The 17243-nt window shown below is 70.8% G+C and carries 14 protein-coding genes and 2 tRNA genes; 10 read left to right on the top strand and 6 right to left on the bottom strand.

All coding sequences use genetic code 11. The annotated features are described in order from the left end of the window. The first annotated feature begins 290 nt into the window (after nucleotides 1–290). From AC07CM_RS08610 to AC07CM_RS08590, 5 genes are all read left to right on the top strand, one after another. The gene (locus AC07CM_RS08610) at nucleotides 291–1814 is read left to right on the top strand and encodes an alkaline phosphatase family protein (protein WP_478875591.1); all 1524 of its coding nucleotides are present in this window, start codon (nucleotides 291–293) and stop codon (nucleotides 1812–1814) included. A 78-nt stretch (nucleotides 1815–1892) separates the two neighbouring features. Continuing rightward, nucleotides 1893–2672, top strand: a complete 780-nt coding sequence (locus AC07CM_RS08605; RefSeq protein WP_478875590.1) for an HAD-IIA family hydrolase — start codon at nucleotides 1893–1895, stop codon at nucleotides 2670–2672. 106 nt (nucleotides 2673–2778) lie between these two features. Next, nucleotides 2779–3333 (top strand): hypothetical protein, encoded by a 555-nt coding sequence (locus AC07CM_RS08600; RefSeq protein WP_478875589.1) that lies wholly within the window; start codon nucleotides 2779–2781, stop codon nucleotides 3331–3333. 11 nt (nucleotides 3334–3344) lie between these two features. Next, the gene (locus AC07CM_RS08595) at nucleotides 3345–4016 is read left to right on the top strand and encodes a class F sortase (protein WP_478875588.1); all 672 of its coding nucleotides are present in this window, start codon (nucleotides 3345–3347) and stop codon (nucleotides 4014–4016) included. Between the two features lie 79 nt (nucleotides 4017–4095). Next, on the top strand, nucleotides 4096–5118 hold the full coding sequence (locus AC07CM_RS08590) for a glycoside hydrolase family 6 protein (protein ID WP_478875587.1): 1023 nt from the start codon (nucleotides 4096–4098) through the stop codon (nucleotides 5116–5118). A gap of 54 nt (nucleotides 5119–5172) precedes the next feature. Here AC07CM_RS08590 and glxA read toward each other — a convergent pair whose 3' ends face one another. The 4 genes from glxA to AC07CM_RS08570 all read right to left on the bottom strand — a co-directional run bounded on the left by glxA (nucleotide 5173) and on the right by AC07CM_RS08570 (nucleotide 10437). Continuing rightward, on the bottom strand, nucleotides 5173–7110 hold the full coding sequence (gene glxA / locus AC07CM_RS08585; RefSeq protein WP_478875586.1) for a radical copper oxidase GlxA: 1938 nt from the start codon (nucleotides 7108–7110) through the stop codon (nucleotides 5173–5175). Further along, the gene (locus AC07CM_RS08580; protein ID WP_478875585.1) at nucleotides 7107–9152 is read right to left on the bottom strand and encodes a glycosyltransferase family 2 protein; all 2046 of its coding nucleotides are present in this window, start codon (nucleotides 9150–9152) and stop codon (nucleotides 7107–7109) included. Before AC07CM_RS08580 ends, glxA begins: the two co-directional genes overlap by 4 nt. A gap of 312 nt (nucleotides 9153–9464) precedes the next feature. Beyond that, entirely contained in the window at nucleotides 9465–10187 is a 723-nt protein-coding gene (locus AC07CM_RS08575; RefSeq protein ID WP_478875584.1) for a FadR/GntR family transcriptional regulator, read from the bottom strand. A gap of 176 nt (nucleotides 10188–10363) precedes the next feature. Next, nucleotides 10364–10437 (bottom strand) — tRNA-Lys (locus AC07CM_RS08570). A gap of 184 nt (nucleotides 10438–10621) precedes the next feature. Between AC07CM_RS08570 and AC07CM_RS08565 the strand changes: the two genes are divergently transcribed. From AC07CM_RS08565 to AC07CM_RS08545, 5 genes are all read left to right on the top strand, one after another. After that, nucleotides 10622–11926 carry a peptidoglycan-binding protein gene (locus AC07CM_RS08565; protein ID WP_478875583.1) on the top strand — a complete coding sequence of 435 codons (1305 nt, stop codon included), beginning with the start codon at nucleotides 10622–10624 and terminating at the stop codon, nucleotides 11924–11926. 59 nt (nucleotides 11927–11985) lie between these two features. Then, nucleotides 11986–13125, top strand: coding sequence for an SPFH domain-containing protein (locus AC07CM_RS08560; RefSeq protein WP_478875582.1), 1140 nt, complete (start codon nucleotides 11986–11988; stop codon nucleotides 13123–13125). 153 nt (nucleotides 13126–13278) lie between these two features. Next, nucleotides 13279–13884, top strand: coding sequence for a lytic polysaccharide monooxygenase auxiliary activity family 9 protein (locus tag AC07CM_RS08555; protein ID WP_478875581.1), 606 nt, complete (start codon nucleotides 13279–13281; stop codon nucleotides 13882–13884). A 118-nt stretch (nucleotides 13885–14002) separates the two neighbouring features. Continuing rightward, nucleotides 14003–14467 (top strand): DUF3592 domain-containing protein, encoded by a 465-nt coding sequence (locus AC07CM_RS08550; protein WP_478875580.1) that lies wholly within the window; start codon nucleotides 14003–14005, stop codon nucleotides 14465–14467. Nucleotides 14468–14514: 47 nt separating this feature from the next. Beyond that, a complete protein-coding gene (locus tag AC07CM_RS08545) occupies nucleotides 14515–16221 on the top strand; it encodes an AMP-binding protein (RefSeq protein WP_478875579.1) in 1707 nt (568 codons plus the stop codon). Nucleotides 16222–16278: 57 nt separating this feature from the next. Here AC07CM_RS08545 and AC07CM_RS08540 read toward each other — a convergent pair. Together AC07CM_RS08540 and AC07CM_RS08535 are read right to left on the bottom strand one after the other, a co-directional pair. After that, nucleotides 16279–16352: transfer RNA gene (locus AC07CM_RS08540), tRNA-Lys, on the bottom strand. 95 nt (nucleotides 16353–16447) lie between these two features. After that, nucleotides 16448–17206, bottom strand: a complete 759-nt coding sequence (locus tag AC07CM_RS08535; RefSeq protein ID WP_478875578.1) for an IclR family transcriptional regulator — start codon at nucleotides 17204–17206, stop codon at nucleotides 16448–16450. Between the last annotated feature and the right edge of the window lie 37 nt (nucleotides 17207–17243).

Genomic DNA, 17243 nt, shown 5'->3' with positions numbered 1-17243 from the left:
GTTCGCCTTGTCGTACGTATTCGTCCCGTCCGCCGTGGCTGGTCGGGCAGTTTCCCGCGTCCCTGGGGAGTTGTCCGGCCGTCGGCGGCGAAGCAATGGCCCTGGAACCACCGGGGGCGTTGCCATGCGGTTCCCTCCGGGGGTTCGGCCGTCCAGTGAGTTCGCCTTGTCGTACGTATTCGTCCCGTCCGCCGTGGCTGGTCGGGCAGTTTCCCGCGTCCCTGGGGAGTTGTCCGGCCGTCGGCGGCGAAGCAACGCCCCTGGAACCACCGGGGGCGCTGCCATGCCTCATGCACGTCCGCCCCTGTCATCCGGAGGACTCCGTGCCCGACTTGTCCCGTCGCACCTTCCTCGTCTCCGCCACCGCGCTGGCCGCGGCCGCCGGCCCGCTCACCCCCGCCGCCCACGCGGCCGTCCGTAAGCCCAAGGTGCTGGTCATCGGCCTCGACGGCTGCCTGCTCAGCCGGATCGGGGACGCCGACGCGCCGAACCTGGACGCCCTGACGGCCGCCGGCCTCACCGCGCCCAGCAGCATCTACGCCGACCCGCTCGCGCCGACCCTCTCCGGCCCCGGCTGGTCCACGATCATCACCGGCGTCTGGCCGGACAAGCACAACGTCAAGGACAACGCCTTCACCGGCAACAGGTTCGCGCAGTACCCCGACTTCCTCACCCGCGCCGAGACCGCGAACCCCGCCCTGAACACCTACGCGGTCTCCTCCTGGGCGCCGATCACCGACACGGTGTTCTCGGCGAAGGTCGACACCCGGGTCTCGACCCCGAGCGCCGAGTACGACACCGGCACCACCGCCCGCGCGGTCGCCCGGCTGAAGGACGCCGCCCCGGACGCCGTCTTCGTCCAGCTGGACAACATCGACCACGCCGGCCACAGCTACGGCGCCGCCTCCCAGCAGTACCTGGACGCCATCCACGGCGCCGACACCCAGGTCGGGCAGATCGTGGCCGCCGTCAAGGCCCGGGCCACCTACTCCGCCGAGGACTGGCTGATCATGGTCACCGCCGACCACGGCCACACCGACTCCGGCGGCCACGGCGGCTCCACCCTGCAGGAACGCCAGACGTTCATGATCGCCGCCGGCAGTGCCCTCGCGGCCGGTTCGGTCCGGTACGACGTGAAGATGCCGGACGTCGCCGCCTCCGCCCTCGCCCACCTGGGCGTCGCCCTCGACCCGGCCTGGGGCCTGGACGGACGCCCCGTCCAGCAGCCGGTCCCCGACGACTTCGACTCCCTGCGCGGCACACTCCGGACCCGTGTCGACGAGACCGGCATCCCCGCGAACCTGGCCGGCTTCACCCACACCCCGCCCGCCGGCTGGTCCGTCGACAACTCCGCGATGGGCACCGGCGGGGTCACCGAGTGGCGTGGCTGGTCCTTCACCACCGACGAGTTCTGGACCCAGGCCCAGCGCGACCAGAACCGCGAGTGCAACGTGCGCGCCCGGAACGTCTTCGCGGTCGCCGACGGCGACGAGTGGAGCGACAAGACCCTCACCGGCAGTTTCGACTCCACCCTGGTCAGCCCCGCGCATCCCGTCACCGGCGGTCGTCCGGCCACCCTGACGTACACCACCTACTACCGCCAGGAGTCACCGCAGAAGGGCGAGGTACTCGTCTCCTACGACGGGGGCACCCCGGTGAGCGTCAAGACGTACACCGCCGATGTGCCCTCCCGCACCGAGAGCGTCACCCTCCAGGTCCCGGCCGGTGCGACCAGCGTCCGCGTCCGCTTCCGCTACACCGCGGGCAACAACTGGTACTGGGTGATCGACGGGGTACGGATCACGCAGGTCTGACTAGGCTGGGGGCGTCGGTACGCCGTGGTTCCGGCGCCCCCGCCCTGTTGACCGTACGCACGCAGGAGACGCAAGCACATGGCTGACCGCAAGCCCATCGAGTCGTGGCTCACCGACATGGACGGCGTCCTGATCCACGAGGGTGTCCCGATCCCCGGCGCCGAGGCCTTCCTGAAGAAGCTGCGCGAGTCCGGGCGGCCCTTCCTGGTGCTCACCAACAATTCCATCTACACCGCCCGTGACCTGCACGCCCGGCTGCGCCGGATGGGTCTGGACGTGCCGGTCGACAACATCTGGACCTCCGCCCTGGCCACCGCACAGTTCCTGGACGACCAGCGGCCCGGCGGCAGCGCCTACGTCATCGGCGAGGCCGGCCTGACCACCGCACTGCACGACATCGGCTACATCCTCACCGACCACGAGCCCGACTTCGTCATCCTCGGCGAGACCCGCACCTACTCCTTCGAGGCCCTGACCAAGGCCGTCCGCCTGATCAACGACGGCGCCCGGTTCATCGCCACCAACCCCGACAACGTCGGCCCGTCCACCGAGGGCGACCTGCCCGCCACCGGCTCCGTCGCCGCGCTGATCACGGCCGCGACCGGCAAGAAGCCGTACTTCGTCGGCAAGCCCAACCCGCTGATGATGCGGGCCGGGCTCAACGCGATCGGCGCCCACTCGGAGACCTCCGCCATGATCGGCGACCGCATGGACACCGACGTCCTCGCCGGCCTGGAGGCCGGGATGCGCACCTTCCTGGTGCTGTCCGGCGTCACCCAGCCCGCCGACGTCGACCGCTACCCCTTCCGCCCCTCGCAGGTCGCCGACTCCATCGCGGACCTGGTGGACCTCGTCTGATCAGGCATTTTGAAACCCCGCCCCACCCGTTCGGAGTAATCGCGCGCCTTCCGAGGATGCGGAGGCGCGCGTTACGGGGGAGCCTCCCAGTGTCTGGAGGTTCACGATGGGCTCACTACGCCTCACTCTCTGTACCGGGCTCCTCGCCGTCGCCGCCCTCACCCCGGCGGCACACGCGGCCGACGACGGCCGTGGCATCACCGTGACGCCGGCCTCCCCGGCCCCCGGCGACGACGTGTCCCTGAAAGTGCGCGGCTGCACCGGCGCGCAGGCCACCGCCTCCTCGCCCGCCTTCGTCTCCGACGCACGGCTCACCGGCGGCCAGGGCGCCATGGGCGGCGAGACCCGCATCCGCTCATCGCTCCAGCCGGGCGCCTACGACGTGCGCATCAGCTGCGCCGACGTCGCGATGACCGGCACGATCACCGTCGTGAACGGATCCTCGGGGCGGTCCACCGAGGAGGGCACCGCCCCCGGCACGGCCGCCTCCCCGGTCGCCCCGGTCCACGCGGGCGGCGGCGGCACCGCGCACTTCGCCACGGTGGCCACCAGCGGGTCCGGCCCCGACGGCGTCCAGGCGGTGACCGGCCTGGCCCTCGCCGCGATCGCCGCGGCCGCCGTCGGGCTGCGCAGGGCCCGCCGGAGCCGCGGCACGGACTGAGCGCCGCGGCCATGACCGACGAGCACGGGCGCGGCACCGGCACCGGGCGCCTGACCACCTGCCTGGCCTGGGCGGTCCTGCTGTTCGGGCTGTGGCTGTGGGGCCGCGGTGTGACCGGCGTGCCGGAGAGCCCGGCCGGACCCACCACGGGCGACGTGGCCGGAATCGGCCGCCCCGCCGGCCCGGTCCCGCTGCCGCCCGCGGCCGAGCCGCTCGGCGCCGCGGCCCCGTTGCGGATCGACATCCCCCAGCTCGGTGTCCAGGCCCCGGTGACGGCCCGGGGCCTGGACGGCCGGGGAGCCGTCGACCCGCCGCCGTTCGACCAGCCGGGGGTGGTCGGCTGGTACCGCTCCGGCACCACGCCCGGCGCGGCGGGGGCCGCGCTGATGGTGGGCCACGTAGACACCGAGACCCGGCCCGCCGTCTTCTACAAGATCAGCACCCTGGAGCCGGGCGAGACCGTGCGGGTGGTCCGCGCGGACGGCAAGGTCGCCGAGTTCACCATCGACGACGTGCGCGTCCTGCCCGACGACGACTTCGACGCGAGGGTGGCCTACGGCCCCCGCAAGCCGGGCCGCGCCGAACTCCGGCTGATCACCTGCGGCGGCGCCTTCGACCGCACGAGCCGCAGCTACACGGCCAACGTGGTGGTCTCGGCGTACCTCACGCGCACCGGCCCATGACCGCCCGCGCGACCTCGTGACCGGCCCGGCCGGTATGCCACGATTGGCACTCGGAACGATGCGCCAGGGGGGAAATCGCATGTACGACACCAGGGGGGCCCGCACTTCGGCACGGGCACGGGCGTCCGCCGCGGTGCTGGGGGCGGCACTGCTGCTCGCCGGGTGCTCGTCCGGAGACGGGGACCAGGGGCCGGACGTGAAAATCACCCAACAGCCCAAGGCCGCCGACCCGTTCTGGGTGAACCCGGACGGCAACGCGGCCCGCCAGATCGCCGCCTACGAGAAGTCCGGCATGAAGACCGAGGCCGAGCAGATCCGCAAGATCGCCGAGCAGCCGGTGGGGGAGTGGATCGGCCCGGAGAACCCCGAGAAGGAGGCCCGCGGCTTCACCGAGGCCGCCGAGAAGTCCGACCGCACGGCCCTGCTCGTCCTCTACAACATCCCGCACCGCGACTGCGGCCAGTACTCCCAGGGCGGCGCGGCCGACGGCAACGCCTACCGCGCCTGGATCGACGGCGTCGCCCGGGGCATCGGCGACCGGCCCGCCACCGTCGTCCTCGAACCCGACGCGGTGCTCCACCTCGTCGACGGCTGCACTCCCGACGAGTTCCACGAGGAGCGCTACGACCTCCTCAAGGGCGCCGTCGCCAAGCTCAAGTCCCTGAAGAACACCAAGGTCTACCTGGACGCGGGCAACGCCGGCTGGGGCCACCCCGACCAGATCTTCCAGCCCCTGCAGTGGGCCGGAATCGCCCAGGCCGACGGCTTCGCCGTCAACGTCGCGAACTTCTACTCCACCCAGGACTCCATCGCCTACGGCAAGCAGCTCTCGGCGAAGGTCGGCAACAAACACTTCGTCATCGACACGAGCAGGAACGGCAAGGGCCCCTACACGGGCGGCGACCAGGCCGAGCGCTGGTGCAACCCGCCCGGCAGGGCGTTGGGAGAAACCCCGACGACGAAGACGGCAGACCCCTTGGTGGACGCCTACCTGTGGGTCAAGCGCCCCGGCGAGTCCGACGGCACCTGCAAGGGCGGCCCGAAGGCAGGGGACTGGTGGCCGACCTACGCCTTGAGGCTGGCGCAGGCGTCAGGCACCTAGGGGTGCGCGAGCAGCCGCAGCGCTCCCGCACCCCTTCACGTACCCGCGGGAGCGCTACGGCACCTTCACCCACTGCGCCTTCGACGGCGTGCCCTGGTCGTCGTCGACGAACAGCATGTACCACCCCGACTGCACCAGGCTCCGATTCTTCGGCACCGTCACGGTGATCTTGTCGCCGGCGGTCTTGAAATCAAGGGCGATGGACCGCTGGTCCACGTCCGTCACATGCGTCGACGCGCTCGGCCGGATCAGCCGCACCTTCTTGATGCTCGACGCATGCTGGGAGGTGAACGTCCCGGACCCACCCCGAGCGATCGTCTGCGGCCCGCCGCTCAACGCCGGCCGGGAGTCCCGGTACAGATAGGGCGGCGTGTAGATCTCGATCCGCTGCTCGAACTTCCCCGGCTTCGTGTTCGCCTTGTCCGCGTACAGCGAGTCGGACCCGAAGAACATCACGCGCCCGTCCGGCAGCAGGATCGACCCGGAGTGGTAGTTCCGCCCCACCAGCGGGTCGGCGACCTGGGTGAAGCTGTTGCTGTCCGGGTGGTAGAGCCGTGCCTGCAGGATGTTGGAGGCGCCGCGCCCCCGGTAGTCCTCCGAGCCGCCGGACACCAGCACGGTGTCGTCGGGCAGGACCGAGGACTGCGGATACCGGGTGCCCTTCTCCAGCTCGGGCCCGTCGACGAACCGGGGGTTCTTCGCCTTCAGGTCGATCAGCCGCGTCCTCTTGCTGGACAGCTTCGACTCGCCGACCCCGCCACCGCCGATCACCATGAACTTCTCGTCCTGGGCCGGAGGCAGCAGCACCGTCCCGGACGTCTCCATCATGTCGGCGTCACTGAGACCGGGCAGCTTGGTGAACTTGTTGGTGTCCACGTCCCAGATGCCGGGCTTGCGGCCCACGTTGTCCGGCCCGTACCCCGCGTTGGACCCCGAGTAGAAGACCTTCCCGTTCTGCATCAGGAACAGCGCCGGATAGGTCGGGAACTGCCGGAGACTCTTCGTGTACGTCCACTTCTTGGTCTTGGGGTCGAAGATCTCGTTCTTGCCCGGCACCAGCTGTCCGATGTCGTCCAGCCCGGAGACACTCAGGATCTTGCCGTCCGACAGGGTCGTCAGCGTCGGGTACCAGCGGGCCTCGTTCATCGGGTCGACCTTGATGTACCGCTCGGCGACCGGATCGAACTCGTAGGCGTTGCGGATGCCCTGGAAGTCCTTCTTGTCGAGGGCCAGCTTCTGCGCGATGCCGTAGGTGTTGCGGGCGTCCGCACCGCTCAGCCCCTGGATCCGGTAGTTGTCCTGGGTGCCGGTCTCGTACTTGGCGCCGCTCGCCTGCGCCTCGACGTAGATACGGCCCAGACCGGGGTCGTTGCGCAGGAACGCGCCGGTCTTCGGGTCGAAGACCTTCTTCGCGCGCGGCACCAGCACCGGGTCCTTGGAGACGAACGTCTTGCCGTTGGTCTTGCCGCTGAACTTGGTGCCCGCGGGCAGCGTGATCGGCTTGTCCGGGTTCTCGTTGTGGACGATCATCAGGCCGCCGGCCTTGGTGACGTCACCCTTCAGCTTCTCGTATCGCTTGGTCCCGCCCGCGATCAGCAGATTGCCGTTGGCCAACTGGGTGTGGCCGGTGCAGAACAGGTCGGTGGGCGTGGGGATCTTCTTGATCGTGCCCTTGACCGGGTCCCAGATCCGGGTGTCGAACTTCTTCTTGTCGAAGTTGTCCTGGTTGTTGCCCGAGCCCGCGACCAGCAGCACCTTGCCGGTGTGCAGGAGCGCCGCGTGGATGGTGTCCTGGCGGTACTCCGGGGGGAACTCGATGATGTCCCAATGGCCGTTGGCGGCCTTGTACTCAGGCTTGTTGATCTTGTACTGGTGGTACTGCTCGGTGCTGAAGCGGTAGAGCCACGGCCCGTTCATCCCGGCCAGCGCTAGTACCACCGCCGTGCCTATCGCGAGTCGACGAGCACGGCGGCGGCCGGCCTGGTCCTTCATTCCTTACGTCCCCCAAGTCCACCAAGGGCGATCTGCATGGTCTGGTCGTTGTCCCCGTCCGGGCTGCCGCCCGGTCCGCCCGGTCGTCCGGGTGCGGCGGCCCAGGTGGGCCGCTGCTGCGGGGCGTGCGGTGCGTAGGCCGCGTACTGCGGGGGCACCGCGTCCTGCGGCTCCGCACCCGCAGGGGCGGGCGCGGGCGCACCCGCAGGGGCAGGCGCGGGCGCACCCGCAGCGTGCCGGGGCTTCTTCTTCGTCTGCCGCATCTCGTGGCGCCAGACGAAGATCGGGAAGGCCGTGATGAGCATGGCGAACGCGGCCCAGATCACCATCGCCGGGTGGGAGTGCCCGAGGACGAACCCGGCGACGACGGACGCCCCGAAGATGGCGATGAAGTACCAGTGGTACCGGAAGGTGGCGAACCAGGTGTCCGGGCTCGCCGAATCGCCCTTGGGGGTGACCACGAACTTGCTCTTGCGGCGCAGTACGGAGTCGATCAGCGCCTTGGCGTAGAGCGGCGCGGACAGGGCCGACATCACCATGCCGGCCACACCGCCCGAGCCCTCCGGCTCGTGCGGGGAGACGTTGTGGCGCCGGTTCCAGATGTACAGGCCGATCTGGAGCGCGGAGGCGTTGCCGTACAGCATCAGCCACACGGTCGGGTCGATGTTCACACCCGAGGCGCCCAGGCCCAGGAACAGCGCACAACTCAGTGCCGCGAGGATCCAGTTGAGGGCCGACATCGGGTAGAAGATGATCATCATCGTGTAGTTGAAGAGCTTGCCCGGCGGCAGCGAGAACCAGCCCTTCCAGTACTGCTTGAGGATCGTCTCGTACGTTCCCCGCGACCAGCGCATCTGCTGGGTGAAGAAGTCCGTCCAGGCGGCGGGCCCCTCCCCGACCGCGAGCACGTCGGGGGTGTACACCGACTTCCACTTGCGGCCGGTGGCCGGGTTCTTCGCCCGGTGCATCTCGAACCCGGTGGCCATGTCCTCGGTGATCGAGTCGTACAGGCCGCCGATCTGCTTGAGCGCCTTGATCCGCACGGCGTTCGAGGTGCCGACGAACATCGGGGCGCCGTAGCGGTTGCCGGCCCGCTGGATCAGCGCGTGGAAGAGGAACTGCTGGGACTCGGCGGCCTTGGTGACGAAGTTGTCGTAATTGCCGTACACCTGGGGGCCGATGACGAAGCCGACATCGGGGTCGCGGAAGAAACCGAGCATCCGCTCCAGGTAGTTGGGCAGCGGCACGTGGTCGGTGTCGACGGAGGCGAAGAAGTCGTAACTGTCGCCGTGCGCCTCGAGCCAGGCGTTGTAGTTGCCGTGCTTGGTCTTGGCGCGGTGCGGGCCCTTGGCCTGGTTCCACCTGGCGACGCCCTTGCGGGAGAAGTGGTGCACGCCGAGCCGTGCGCACACCTCCTTCACGGCCGGGTCGTCGCCCTCGTCCAGCAGCCACACGTGCATCAGGCCCCGGTGACGCAGCTTGACCGCCGCCTCCAGGGTCTTCGTCACCATCTCCAGCGGCTCCTTGCCGGGCACGAAGGAAGTGAGGAAGGCGACGCGGGTGCCGGTCTCGGGCACGACCGGGACCGGGTCGCGGGCGACCAGGGTGGCGTGCGCGTTGGACAGAACGTTCATGCAGCGGAAGAACTCGATCAGGCCGATCGCGACCAGCATGACGACGTCCAGCGCCGGCAGGAAGTCGTAGGCGGGGTAGTCGCGTTCGGTCCAGTGCTCCGGCTGGAGCAGCCAGAACAGCAGGACCAGCGACAGCACCGGTGCCGCGCCCAGCATGAGTGCGGCGCGTATGCGGTGCGGCTCCTGCGAGAGCAGTGAGCGGTACTGCACCTGGTACGGCTTGCCGGGGTCGGGCTGGGTGAGGGGACCCGCCAGCCGGCTGTAGTGCTCGTAGTCGTATCTCGGCAGGCTCTTCCTGATCCGGCGGAACTGGCCGGTCCGGTGCGTAACCGCACGGAGCTGAGTGGTCTGTGACGGGTCGTTGTGCTGTTCGTGGCTCTGCCGGGCGCCCGTCGGCGTCGACGTCATGAGTCATTCCCCCCACACGCAGGTCACCGCGTGTTCGTCGGTCCTCCCGCCCGGTCGGGGTCCCCTCGGCCGTCACGGGCGGATCAGTGGTGGATCACGGTCACCACGTCTTGCACACCCTATAGACACGGGACCGGGACCCTCCGGTTGCATGATGCCCCCCTCGGCACCGGTTCATGAACGGGGCCCCCTCCCCGCCGTGCCCGCAACCGCTTGCGTTCCCCCAACTGCCGCCATCCCGCGGCTTCATGGACATCAAGGGTTGTACGACGCCAAGCATGATCGCAAGACGCGAAACGCGGTGTTTACCGCTCAAACCCGTTCATTGTGGCGCGGGTGGGGTTCGGGGGGCTCGGGTGCGCCGGTGGGGGCGAGGCGGGCACGGATGTTGCCGAAGTGATCCCTTATGGCCTCCTCCGCCCGTATGGAGTCGCCGGACCGGACGGCGTCCAGGATCTCGCGATGCTGGCGGCAGGTGATCCGCGGGTCCTGGGGTACGTCCACCAGGTCCCGCCGGACGCGGTGGAAGGCGTCCCAGAACGCCTCCAGCACCTCGCTCAGCAGTACGTTGTCCAGCCCCCGGTAGAGGGTGGCGTGAAACGCGCGATCGGTCTCGGCGAGGCCGCGTCCCTCGGCGGCCTCCCGTTCCATACGGTTCACGAGGGCGTCCAGTTCAACGAGGTCCGCCTCCGGCAGCCGCCCGGCCAGCCGCGAGACGAGTCCCGTCTCGACGGCCTCGCGCAGTTCCAGCAGCTGGAGCAGGGAGTCCTCGCCCCTGTAGTGCCCGGCGACCGTGCGGAAGGCGAGCCCTTCGATCATGGGTGCGAACGACATCGATCCGACGTAGGTCCCGAACCCGTGCCTGATCTCCACGATGCCCATCGCCTGGAGCGCCTTCAGGGCCTCCCGTACCGAGTTCCGGCTCGCCCCGAGGAACTCCATCAGCTCGGGCTCGGTCGGGAGCGGGGCGCCCGAGGGCAGCCGTCGGTCGATGATGAGCTTCTTGATCCGCTCCTGAAGGTCCCGCGCTGCCATGGCCAGAGGGTATCCGGCCATACGGCGAACAGGCCCCTCGTTGCCACGAGGGGCCTGCTCCCTGTTCGGGGGTGTGGGTGGTGGAGCCCCCCCACCGCGCGCGGCGCAGCCGCGCAAAAACAGAGATGGCGAGCCAGGCCCGCGTTGTGTGCGGACGTGGCTCGCCATCGTCATCGTGCGCCGCCAGGGACTCGAACCCCGGACCCGCTGATTAAGAGTCAGCTGCTCTAACCAACTGAGCTAGCGGCGCCTGCTGACGGGAAAACTCTACATGACCTGGCGGGGTGCTCCGGACCACCGAAAGGTGGGTCCCCGGTCCGGCGGAGCGGCCGTACATCATTCGGACCGTCAACATGCGCACCCGGACGACAGTTGTGAAACTGATCAACGTGCACACTCGCGGACAAATCAACCCCGAATGTGAGGCAGATCGCATGACCGCTCCGCTGTTCGAGGAAGTCGACCCCGTGAGCGGCTGCGACTGTCCCGGCTGCGTCCACGGACCGCGGACGAGCGCTCGCCCACCGTCCGGCCGCTTCGGCGGCCCCCCGGTGACCAGGGGGATCGTGGTGGTGGCCGCCGCCGCGTCCGCCGCCCTCGGCGCGATCCCGCCGGCCGCCGCCCTCACCGCCCCCCAGCCCCCGCCCGGCCCGGGAACCCCCGCGGCGGACAGCGTGCCCGAGACCCCACAGGGCGCCAGGTCCCCGCTGCACGGACCGGCCGCCAAGCCCGCCAGTCCCTCGACCACCACCCCCGCCACCACCCGGACCGAGATCATCAAGCGGGCCAAGACCTGGGTCACCGCGAAGGTGCCGTACAGCATGACCGACTACTGGTCCGACGGTTACCGGCAGGACTGCTCGGGCTATGTGTCCATGGCCTGGGGGCTGACCTCCAACGAGTGGACCGGCAGCCTCGGCGGGTTCGGAGTGAAGATCACCAAGGAGGAGCTCCAGCCCGGCGACATGCTTCTCTTCCACAACCCGGACAACCCCGAGCGCGGCTCCCACGTGGTGCTCTTCGGCGGCTGGACGGACCACACGCACACCGATTACACGGTCTACGAACAGACACCCCCGCACGCCCGCAGCCAGGCCACCCCCTACCCGTACTGGAACAACGCCGACAAGTACGTCCCCTACCGCTACAAGGGCCTGACCACCGGCGCCGCGGGCGGACAGTCGGCCGACGACAGCAAGGCACCGGTGTCCTTCCCGGGCGCCGCGTACTTCGGTCCCGGCGCGAACAACAAGCACGTCGCCCGGCTCGGCCGGATGCTGGTGGCCGGCGGCGCCGGCTCCTACTACACCAGGGGCCCCGGCCCGGTCTGGGGCGAGGAGGACCGCAGGGCCACCCAGGCGTTCCAGCGGGCCCAGGGCTGGACCGGCCGGGACGCCGACGGGCTACCCGGACCGCGTACCTGGGACCTGCTCGTCACCGGCAAGGGCAAGCGCATCGCGGCCGGAGGGAACGGATCCACCCCGCCCGCCTCGCACGGCGTGCCCGGCTACCCCGGCCGTGACCTCTTCCGCCCGGGTGCGGAGAACACGTATGTCACCCAGCTCGGCAAGCAACTGGTGAAGAAAGGGTTCGGCAGGTTCTACGCCACCGACCCCGGCCCGGGTTGGGGCGAAGCCGACCGACGGGCCGTGGAGGCCTTCCAGCGCGGCCAGGGCTGGCGCGGTGGCGCGGCGGACGGCTACCCGGGCCCGGAGACCTGGCGCCGGCTGTTCGCCTAGCGGAACCCCCGACCCCCTCTCACTGTCATGACGCATCTGGCGCGGAGGCTGGAGCACGCATGAGTACGACCACGTCACACACGACCGAGTCCGAGGACCAACCCGAGGGCACGGCGGGCACACCAGGTACGGCCACCCGCCCGGCCCGGCTGATCCAGAACGAGGCGACCACCGAGATCCCCGTCCATCTGCTCTTCCGCGACGACACCGAACCGGTTTCGGTGCCACTGAAACCCGCCGTGGTGGCCCGCCGGCAGGGCACCGGCGAGCAGCCGCGCCTCAGGCGCCCGGCCCCCGTCCGCTGCCGGGCGGTGCCGGAGCCGGATCCCGAGCTGGTGGAGCGCCCGGCGCGGGTGCTGCCCGGCCTGGCCGGGGTGCTGGCCGGGGCGGGCGGCGTCGCGGGGTGCCTGGCCACCTCGTGGTGGGCGGGCGTGCTGCCGCGGCTCGCGGTGGACGCGCTGCGCCTGCCAGCCTACGGCGGCGCGGGTCTGGGTCCGTCCCAGTGGGCGGCGTACGCCGGGGCCGGTGCGCTCGGCGTGCTCGGTTTCGGCGGGCTCGCCCGGGGCCGGACCGGGCAGGCCCGGCTGCTCGGGCTGTTCGGCCGCTACCGGGGGACGGTCCGGCGCACCGGCCTGCTCTGGATGAATCCGCTGCTGGCACGCCGCCGGGTCGATGTACGGCTGCGGCACTGGCGCAGCGAGGCGATGCCGGCGACGGACGCCAACGGGGTGGCGCTGCGGGTGGTGGTGCTGGTGGTCTGGCGGGTGCGGGACACCGCGCGGGCCGTGCTCGGCATCGACGACCACGAGACCTATCTGTGCGAGTGTGTCGAGGCGGCACTGGCCCAGGTGGCGGTGGACCTGCCGGGCGGGGCACGGGGCGGGGTGGCGGCGGCCGGGGAGGCGCTGACCCGGCTGGTGTCGGCGGACGCCGGGCCGATCGGACTGGAGGTGTTCTCGGTGCAGCCGCTGCGGGTGGAGTACGCGCCCGAGGTGGCCGCCGCGATGCACCGGCGCCAGATCGCCGCGCTCGACGCCCGGGAGCGGGCCGGCATGCTCAACTCGGTCGTGGACTCGGTGGAGGACACGGTGACCCGGCTGACCACGCGCGGTCTCGTCGAACTGGACGACTACGACCGCAAGGTGCTCGTGCGGGACCTGACGGTGGCGTTCTGCTCGGGGCGCAGGGAGCCGACCTGACGGTCGCGGGGCCCGGCGACGGGACGCGCGCTCGGTATGGACACGCCCGTGATGTGGACACGCTCAACTAACGGCAATAATCTGGGACTTGGTCTAGACCTACTGCACAGCTCGGCTCAGTGAACATCCCCCACGTTCTCCAGGAGCGGCAGCATGCGCACCAAGACCAGACTGTCCGCGGCCGTGCTCGGCGTGGTGACCGCCGGAGCCTTCGCGCTCTCCTCCGGCGGCGCCAGCGGGCACGGCTACACCGACCTCCCCATCAGCAGGCAGAAGCTCTGCCAGAACGGCACCGTGGCGAACTGCGGCGACATCCAGTGGGAGCCGCAGAGCGTCGAGGGCCCCAAGGGCTTCCCGGCCGCCGGACCCGCCGACGGCCAGCTCTGCAACGGCGGCCTGAGCCGGTTCGCCCAGCTCAGCTCGCCGAAGGCACCGTCCGGCGCGGCCTGGCCCACCACCAAGGTGACCGGCGGTCAGTCGTACACGTTCCGCTGGCAGTTCACAGCCATGCACGCCACGACGGACTTCAAGTACTACGTCACGAGGCAGGGCTGGAACCAGAACCACGCCCTGTCCCGCTCGGACCTCAACCTCACCCCGTTCCTGTCGGTGCCGTACAACGGCCAGCGCCCGCCGGCCACCCTCAGCCACAGCGGCACACTGCCGACCGGGCTGAGCGGGCACCACGTCATCCTCGCGGTGTGGACGATCGCCGACACGGGCAACGCGTTCTACGCCTGCTCGGACGTCACCTTCTGATCCCCGTTCCGCCACGGCGCGGAAACTGAGGTTCCCTTGAGGCCCACGGCCCGGCCCGCCGGGTAGGTTCCCGCCACGCCGATCTTTCGGAGCGGCGCACCGACCTCGGGGGAACCTCATGGAACCGTTCTTCTACGCCATTCCCGCCCTCATGATCGCCGGCTGCGGGTTCGCCGCGTATCTGCTGGTCCGCCGCGCCCGGCGGCTCAGCCGAACGTGGGCGCACGGCCTGACGGCCGAGGCGCGCTGCCTGCGGATGTACACCACGACCAGCGGGGGCGGCGGGGACACGTCGGTGCGGACGACCCTGCACCACGTCTACGAGTTCAGCACGCGCGAGGGCCGCACGGTCCGGTTCGAGGAGGAGGACGGTCCCTCGACCGTCCTGGAGGGCGACTTCGTGACCGTGCGGTACCTCCCGGAGCAGCCCCACCTGGCCACCGCCCGCCCGCCGGCCCGCGGCAGGCTCGCCGTCGGCACCGGCTTCGGGCTGTCCTTCCTGGGGGTCGTCATGACCTTCTGCGTCGGCTTCATGGTCGTCGCCCACATGATGTTCACCGAATCGGACGGCCTGATCCCGTAGCCCGTGGCCCTCTACTTCTGATGCTCTGTCAGCTACCGTGCGCGGCCATGGAGTCCACGACGCGCACGGTAGCCGAGCTGGTCGCCGCAAGGTGGGGGGACCACCGGCCGGGGCTGTGGTGCGAGGAGCGGGTGCTGACACAGCACGAGGTCGCGGCGGGCGCGGCGGAGCGGGCGGCGCTGCTGGACGACCTGCTGCCGGCCGGTGCCGTACCCCACCTCGGGGTGCTGCTCGACAACACCGAGGAGTTCCCGCTGTGGCTCGGCGCCGCCGCGCTGGCCGGGGCGGCCGTCGCCGGGATCAACCCGACCCGCCGGGGGGCGGAGCTGGCACGGGACATCCTGCACACCGAGTGCCCGGTGCTCGTCACGGAGCGGGCCCATCTGCCGCTGCTGAACGGGCTGGACCTGCCGTGGGGCTCCCTCCCCGCGAGTGCGGCCCAGCGCGGGAGAGTACGGATCCTCGTCACGGACACACCGGAGTACCGTGCCCTCCTCGCGCCGTACACCGGTGCCGTGCCCGACGCGTCCCGGGCCACCCCCGCCGACCGGATGCTGCTGTACTTCACCTCCGGCTCCACCGGCGCGCCCAAGGCCGCGGTCTGCTCCCAGGGGCGGCTGGCGGCGGCCGGACAGGCACTGGTCCGGCAGTTCGGGGTGTGCGCGGACGACGTGCACTACGTCTGCATGCCGATGTTCCACGGCAACGCGGTGATCGCCGACTGGGCGCCGGCGCTGGCCGCGGGGGCCGGGGTGGCGCTGCGGCGGCGGTTCTCGGCGTCCGGGTTCCTCGCGGACGTACGCCGGTACCGGGCGACGTACTTCACCTATGTCGGGCGGGCCGTCCAGTACGTCCTCGCCACCGAGGCGCGGCCCGACGACCGGGACAACCCGCTGCGGACGGGCTTCGGCACGGAGGCCGGTGCGGTGGACGCCGCGGCCTTCGAGCGGCGGTTCGGGGTGCGGCTGGTGGAGGGGTACGGCTCGTCGGAGGGAGGGGCGGCGATCCAGTGGGCGCCCGGGACTCCGGCGGGGGCCGTGGGTCCGGCGGGGCCCGGACTGGTGGTGCTCGATCCCGCCACCGGACGGGAGTGTCCGGCGGCGGTCCTGGACGCCGGCGGGCGGCTGGTCAACGGCGACGAGGCCATAGGGGAGCTGGTGAACCGGGGGCCCAGCCCCTTCGAGGGGTACTGGCGCAATCCGGCGGCGGAGGCCGAGCGGCGGCGGGGCGGGGCGTACTGGACCGGGGATCTCTTCTACCGGGACGCCGAGGGGTACCTCTACTTCGCCGGGCGTACCGACGACCGCATCCGGGTCGACGGGGAGAATCTGGCCGCCGCGATGATCGAGAACATCGTCGCCCGGTACGAGGGCGCGGTGGCCGTCGCCGTGTACGGGGTGCCGGATCCGGTGACCGGGGACCAGGTGATGGTGACCATGGCCGGGCGGTTCGACTCGTGGTCCTTCGCGGAGTTCCTGCGGGCCCAGCCCGACCTCGGGACGAAGATGGCGCCCCGGTTCGTGCGGGTGGTGGAGCGGATGCCGGTGACCGCGACGAACAAGATCCACCGGGCGCTGCTCAGGCGCGAGGGGTTCCGCTGTGCCGATCCCGTGTGGTGGCGGCCGCCGGGCGAGAACACCTACCGGAGGCTGACCGGGGAAGACGTCGAAGGGCCCCTCGCTTCCGCGAAGGGTCCCTCGGTGGGAGGTGTGGGTGGCGGAGCCCCCACCGCGCGCGGCGCAGCCGCGCAATAACAGAGATGGCGAGCCAGGTCCGCGCTTTCCGCAGACGTGGCTCGCCATCGTCATCTGTGCGCCGCCAGGGACTCGAACCCCGGACCCGCTGATTAAGAGTCAGCTGCTCTAACCAACTGAGCTAGCGGCGCATGACTCACGCCCTCCGCGGATTTTCACTCCCGCGGCCGGCGACGAAGAAAATACTACCTGGTCCTCCAGGGTGCTCGTGACCGCCCTTCGCGACCTAGATCGCCAGCGACAGCAGCACCGGTGCCGCGTTCCGGTTCAGCGTGTCCGCGGCCCGGCGGAGGCGGTGGGCGTGCTCCACCGGGAGGGACAGGGCCAGGCAGCCCACCGACGAGCCGGCGGTGATCGGGACGGCCGCGCAGACCGTGCCGATCGCGTACTCCTGGAGGTCCAGCATGGGCACCGTCGGCGGCTGGGACTCCAGGCGGGATAGCAGCAGCTTGTCGCTGGTGATCGTGCGCGAGGTGAGGCGGGCCATCTTGTGCCGGGACAGGTGGTCGCGGCGGCCGTTGTGGTCCAGCTGGGTCAGCAGGCTCTTGCCGACGGCCGTGGCGTGCGCGGAGGAGCGGAAGTCGACCCACTCGTTGACCGCCGGGGTGCCCGGCCCGGCGGCGTACTGGGTGACCGTGACCTCGCCGTCCACGTACCGGCTCATGTAGACGGCCGCGCCGACGGAGTCCCGCAGCCGGTCCAGGGTGTGCTGGATCTTGTCGCGCAGGGCCCGCTCGCGGTCGTGCGCCGAGGTGAGCCTGCGCAGGGTCTCGCCGGTGACGTACGTCCCGTCGGTGATCTGCTCGACGTAGCCCTCGCGGCGCAGCATGCGCAGCAGTGCGGTCAGCCGCTCGGGCTCCAGGCCGGTGCGGCGGGCCAGCTCGGTGTCGGTGACGCCGGCGGGGTGACGGGCCACGGTCTCCAGCACGCGCAGCGCGTCCTGGGCGGAGTGGTACGGGGCAGTCGGCTCGTGCATCAGCGCCACGGTTTCCCCCTGCGCTCGCCTGTCTGTGGCCGCTAAA

Source organism: Streptomyces sp. NPDC044061 (assembly GCF_056434305.1).
Note: the sequence above shows the minus strand (reverse complement) of the source record. Positions and strands in the feature narration are given on the sequence as shown.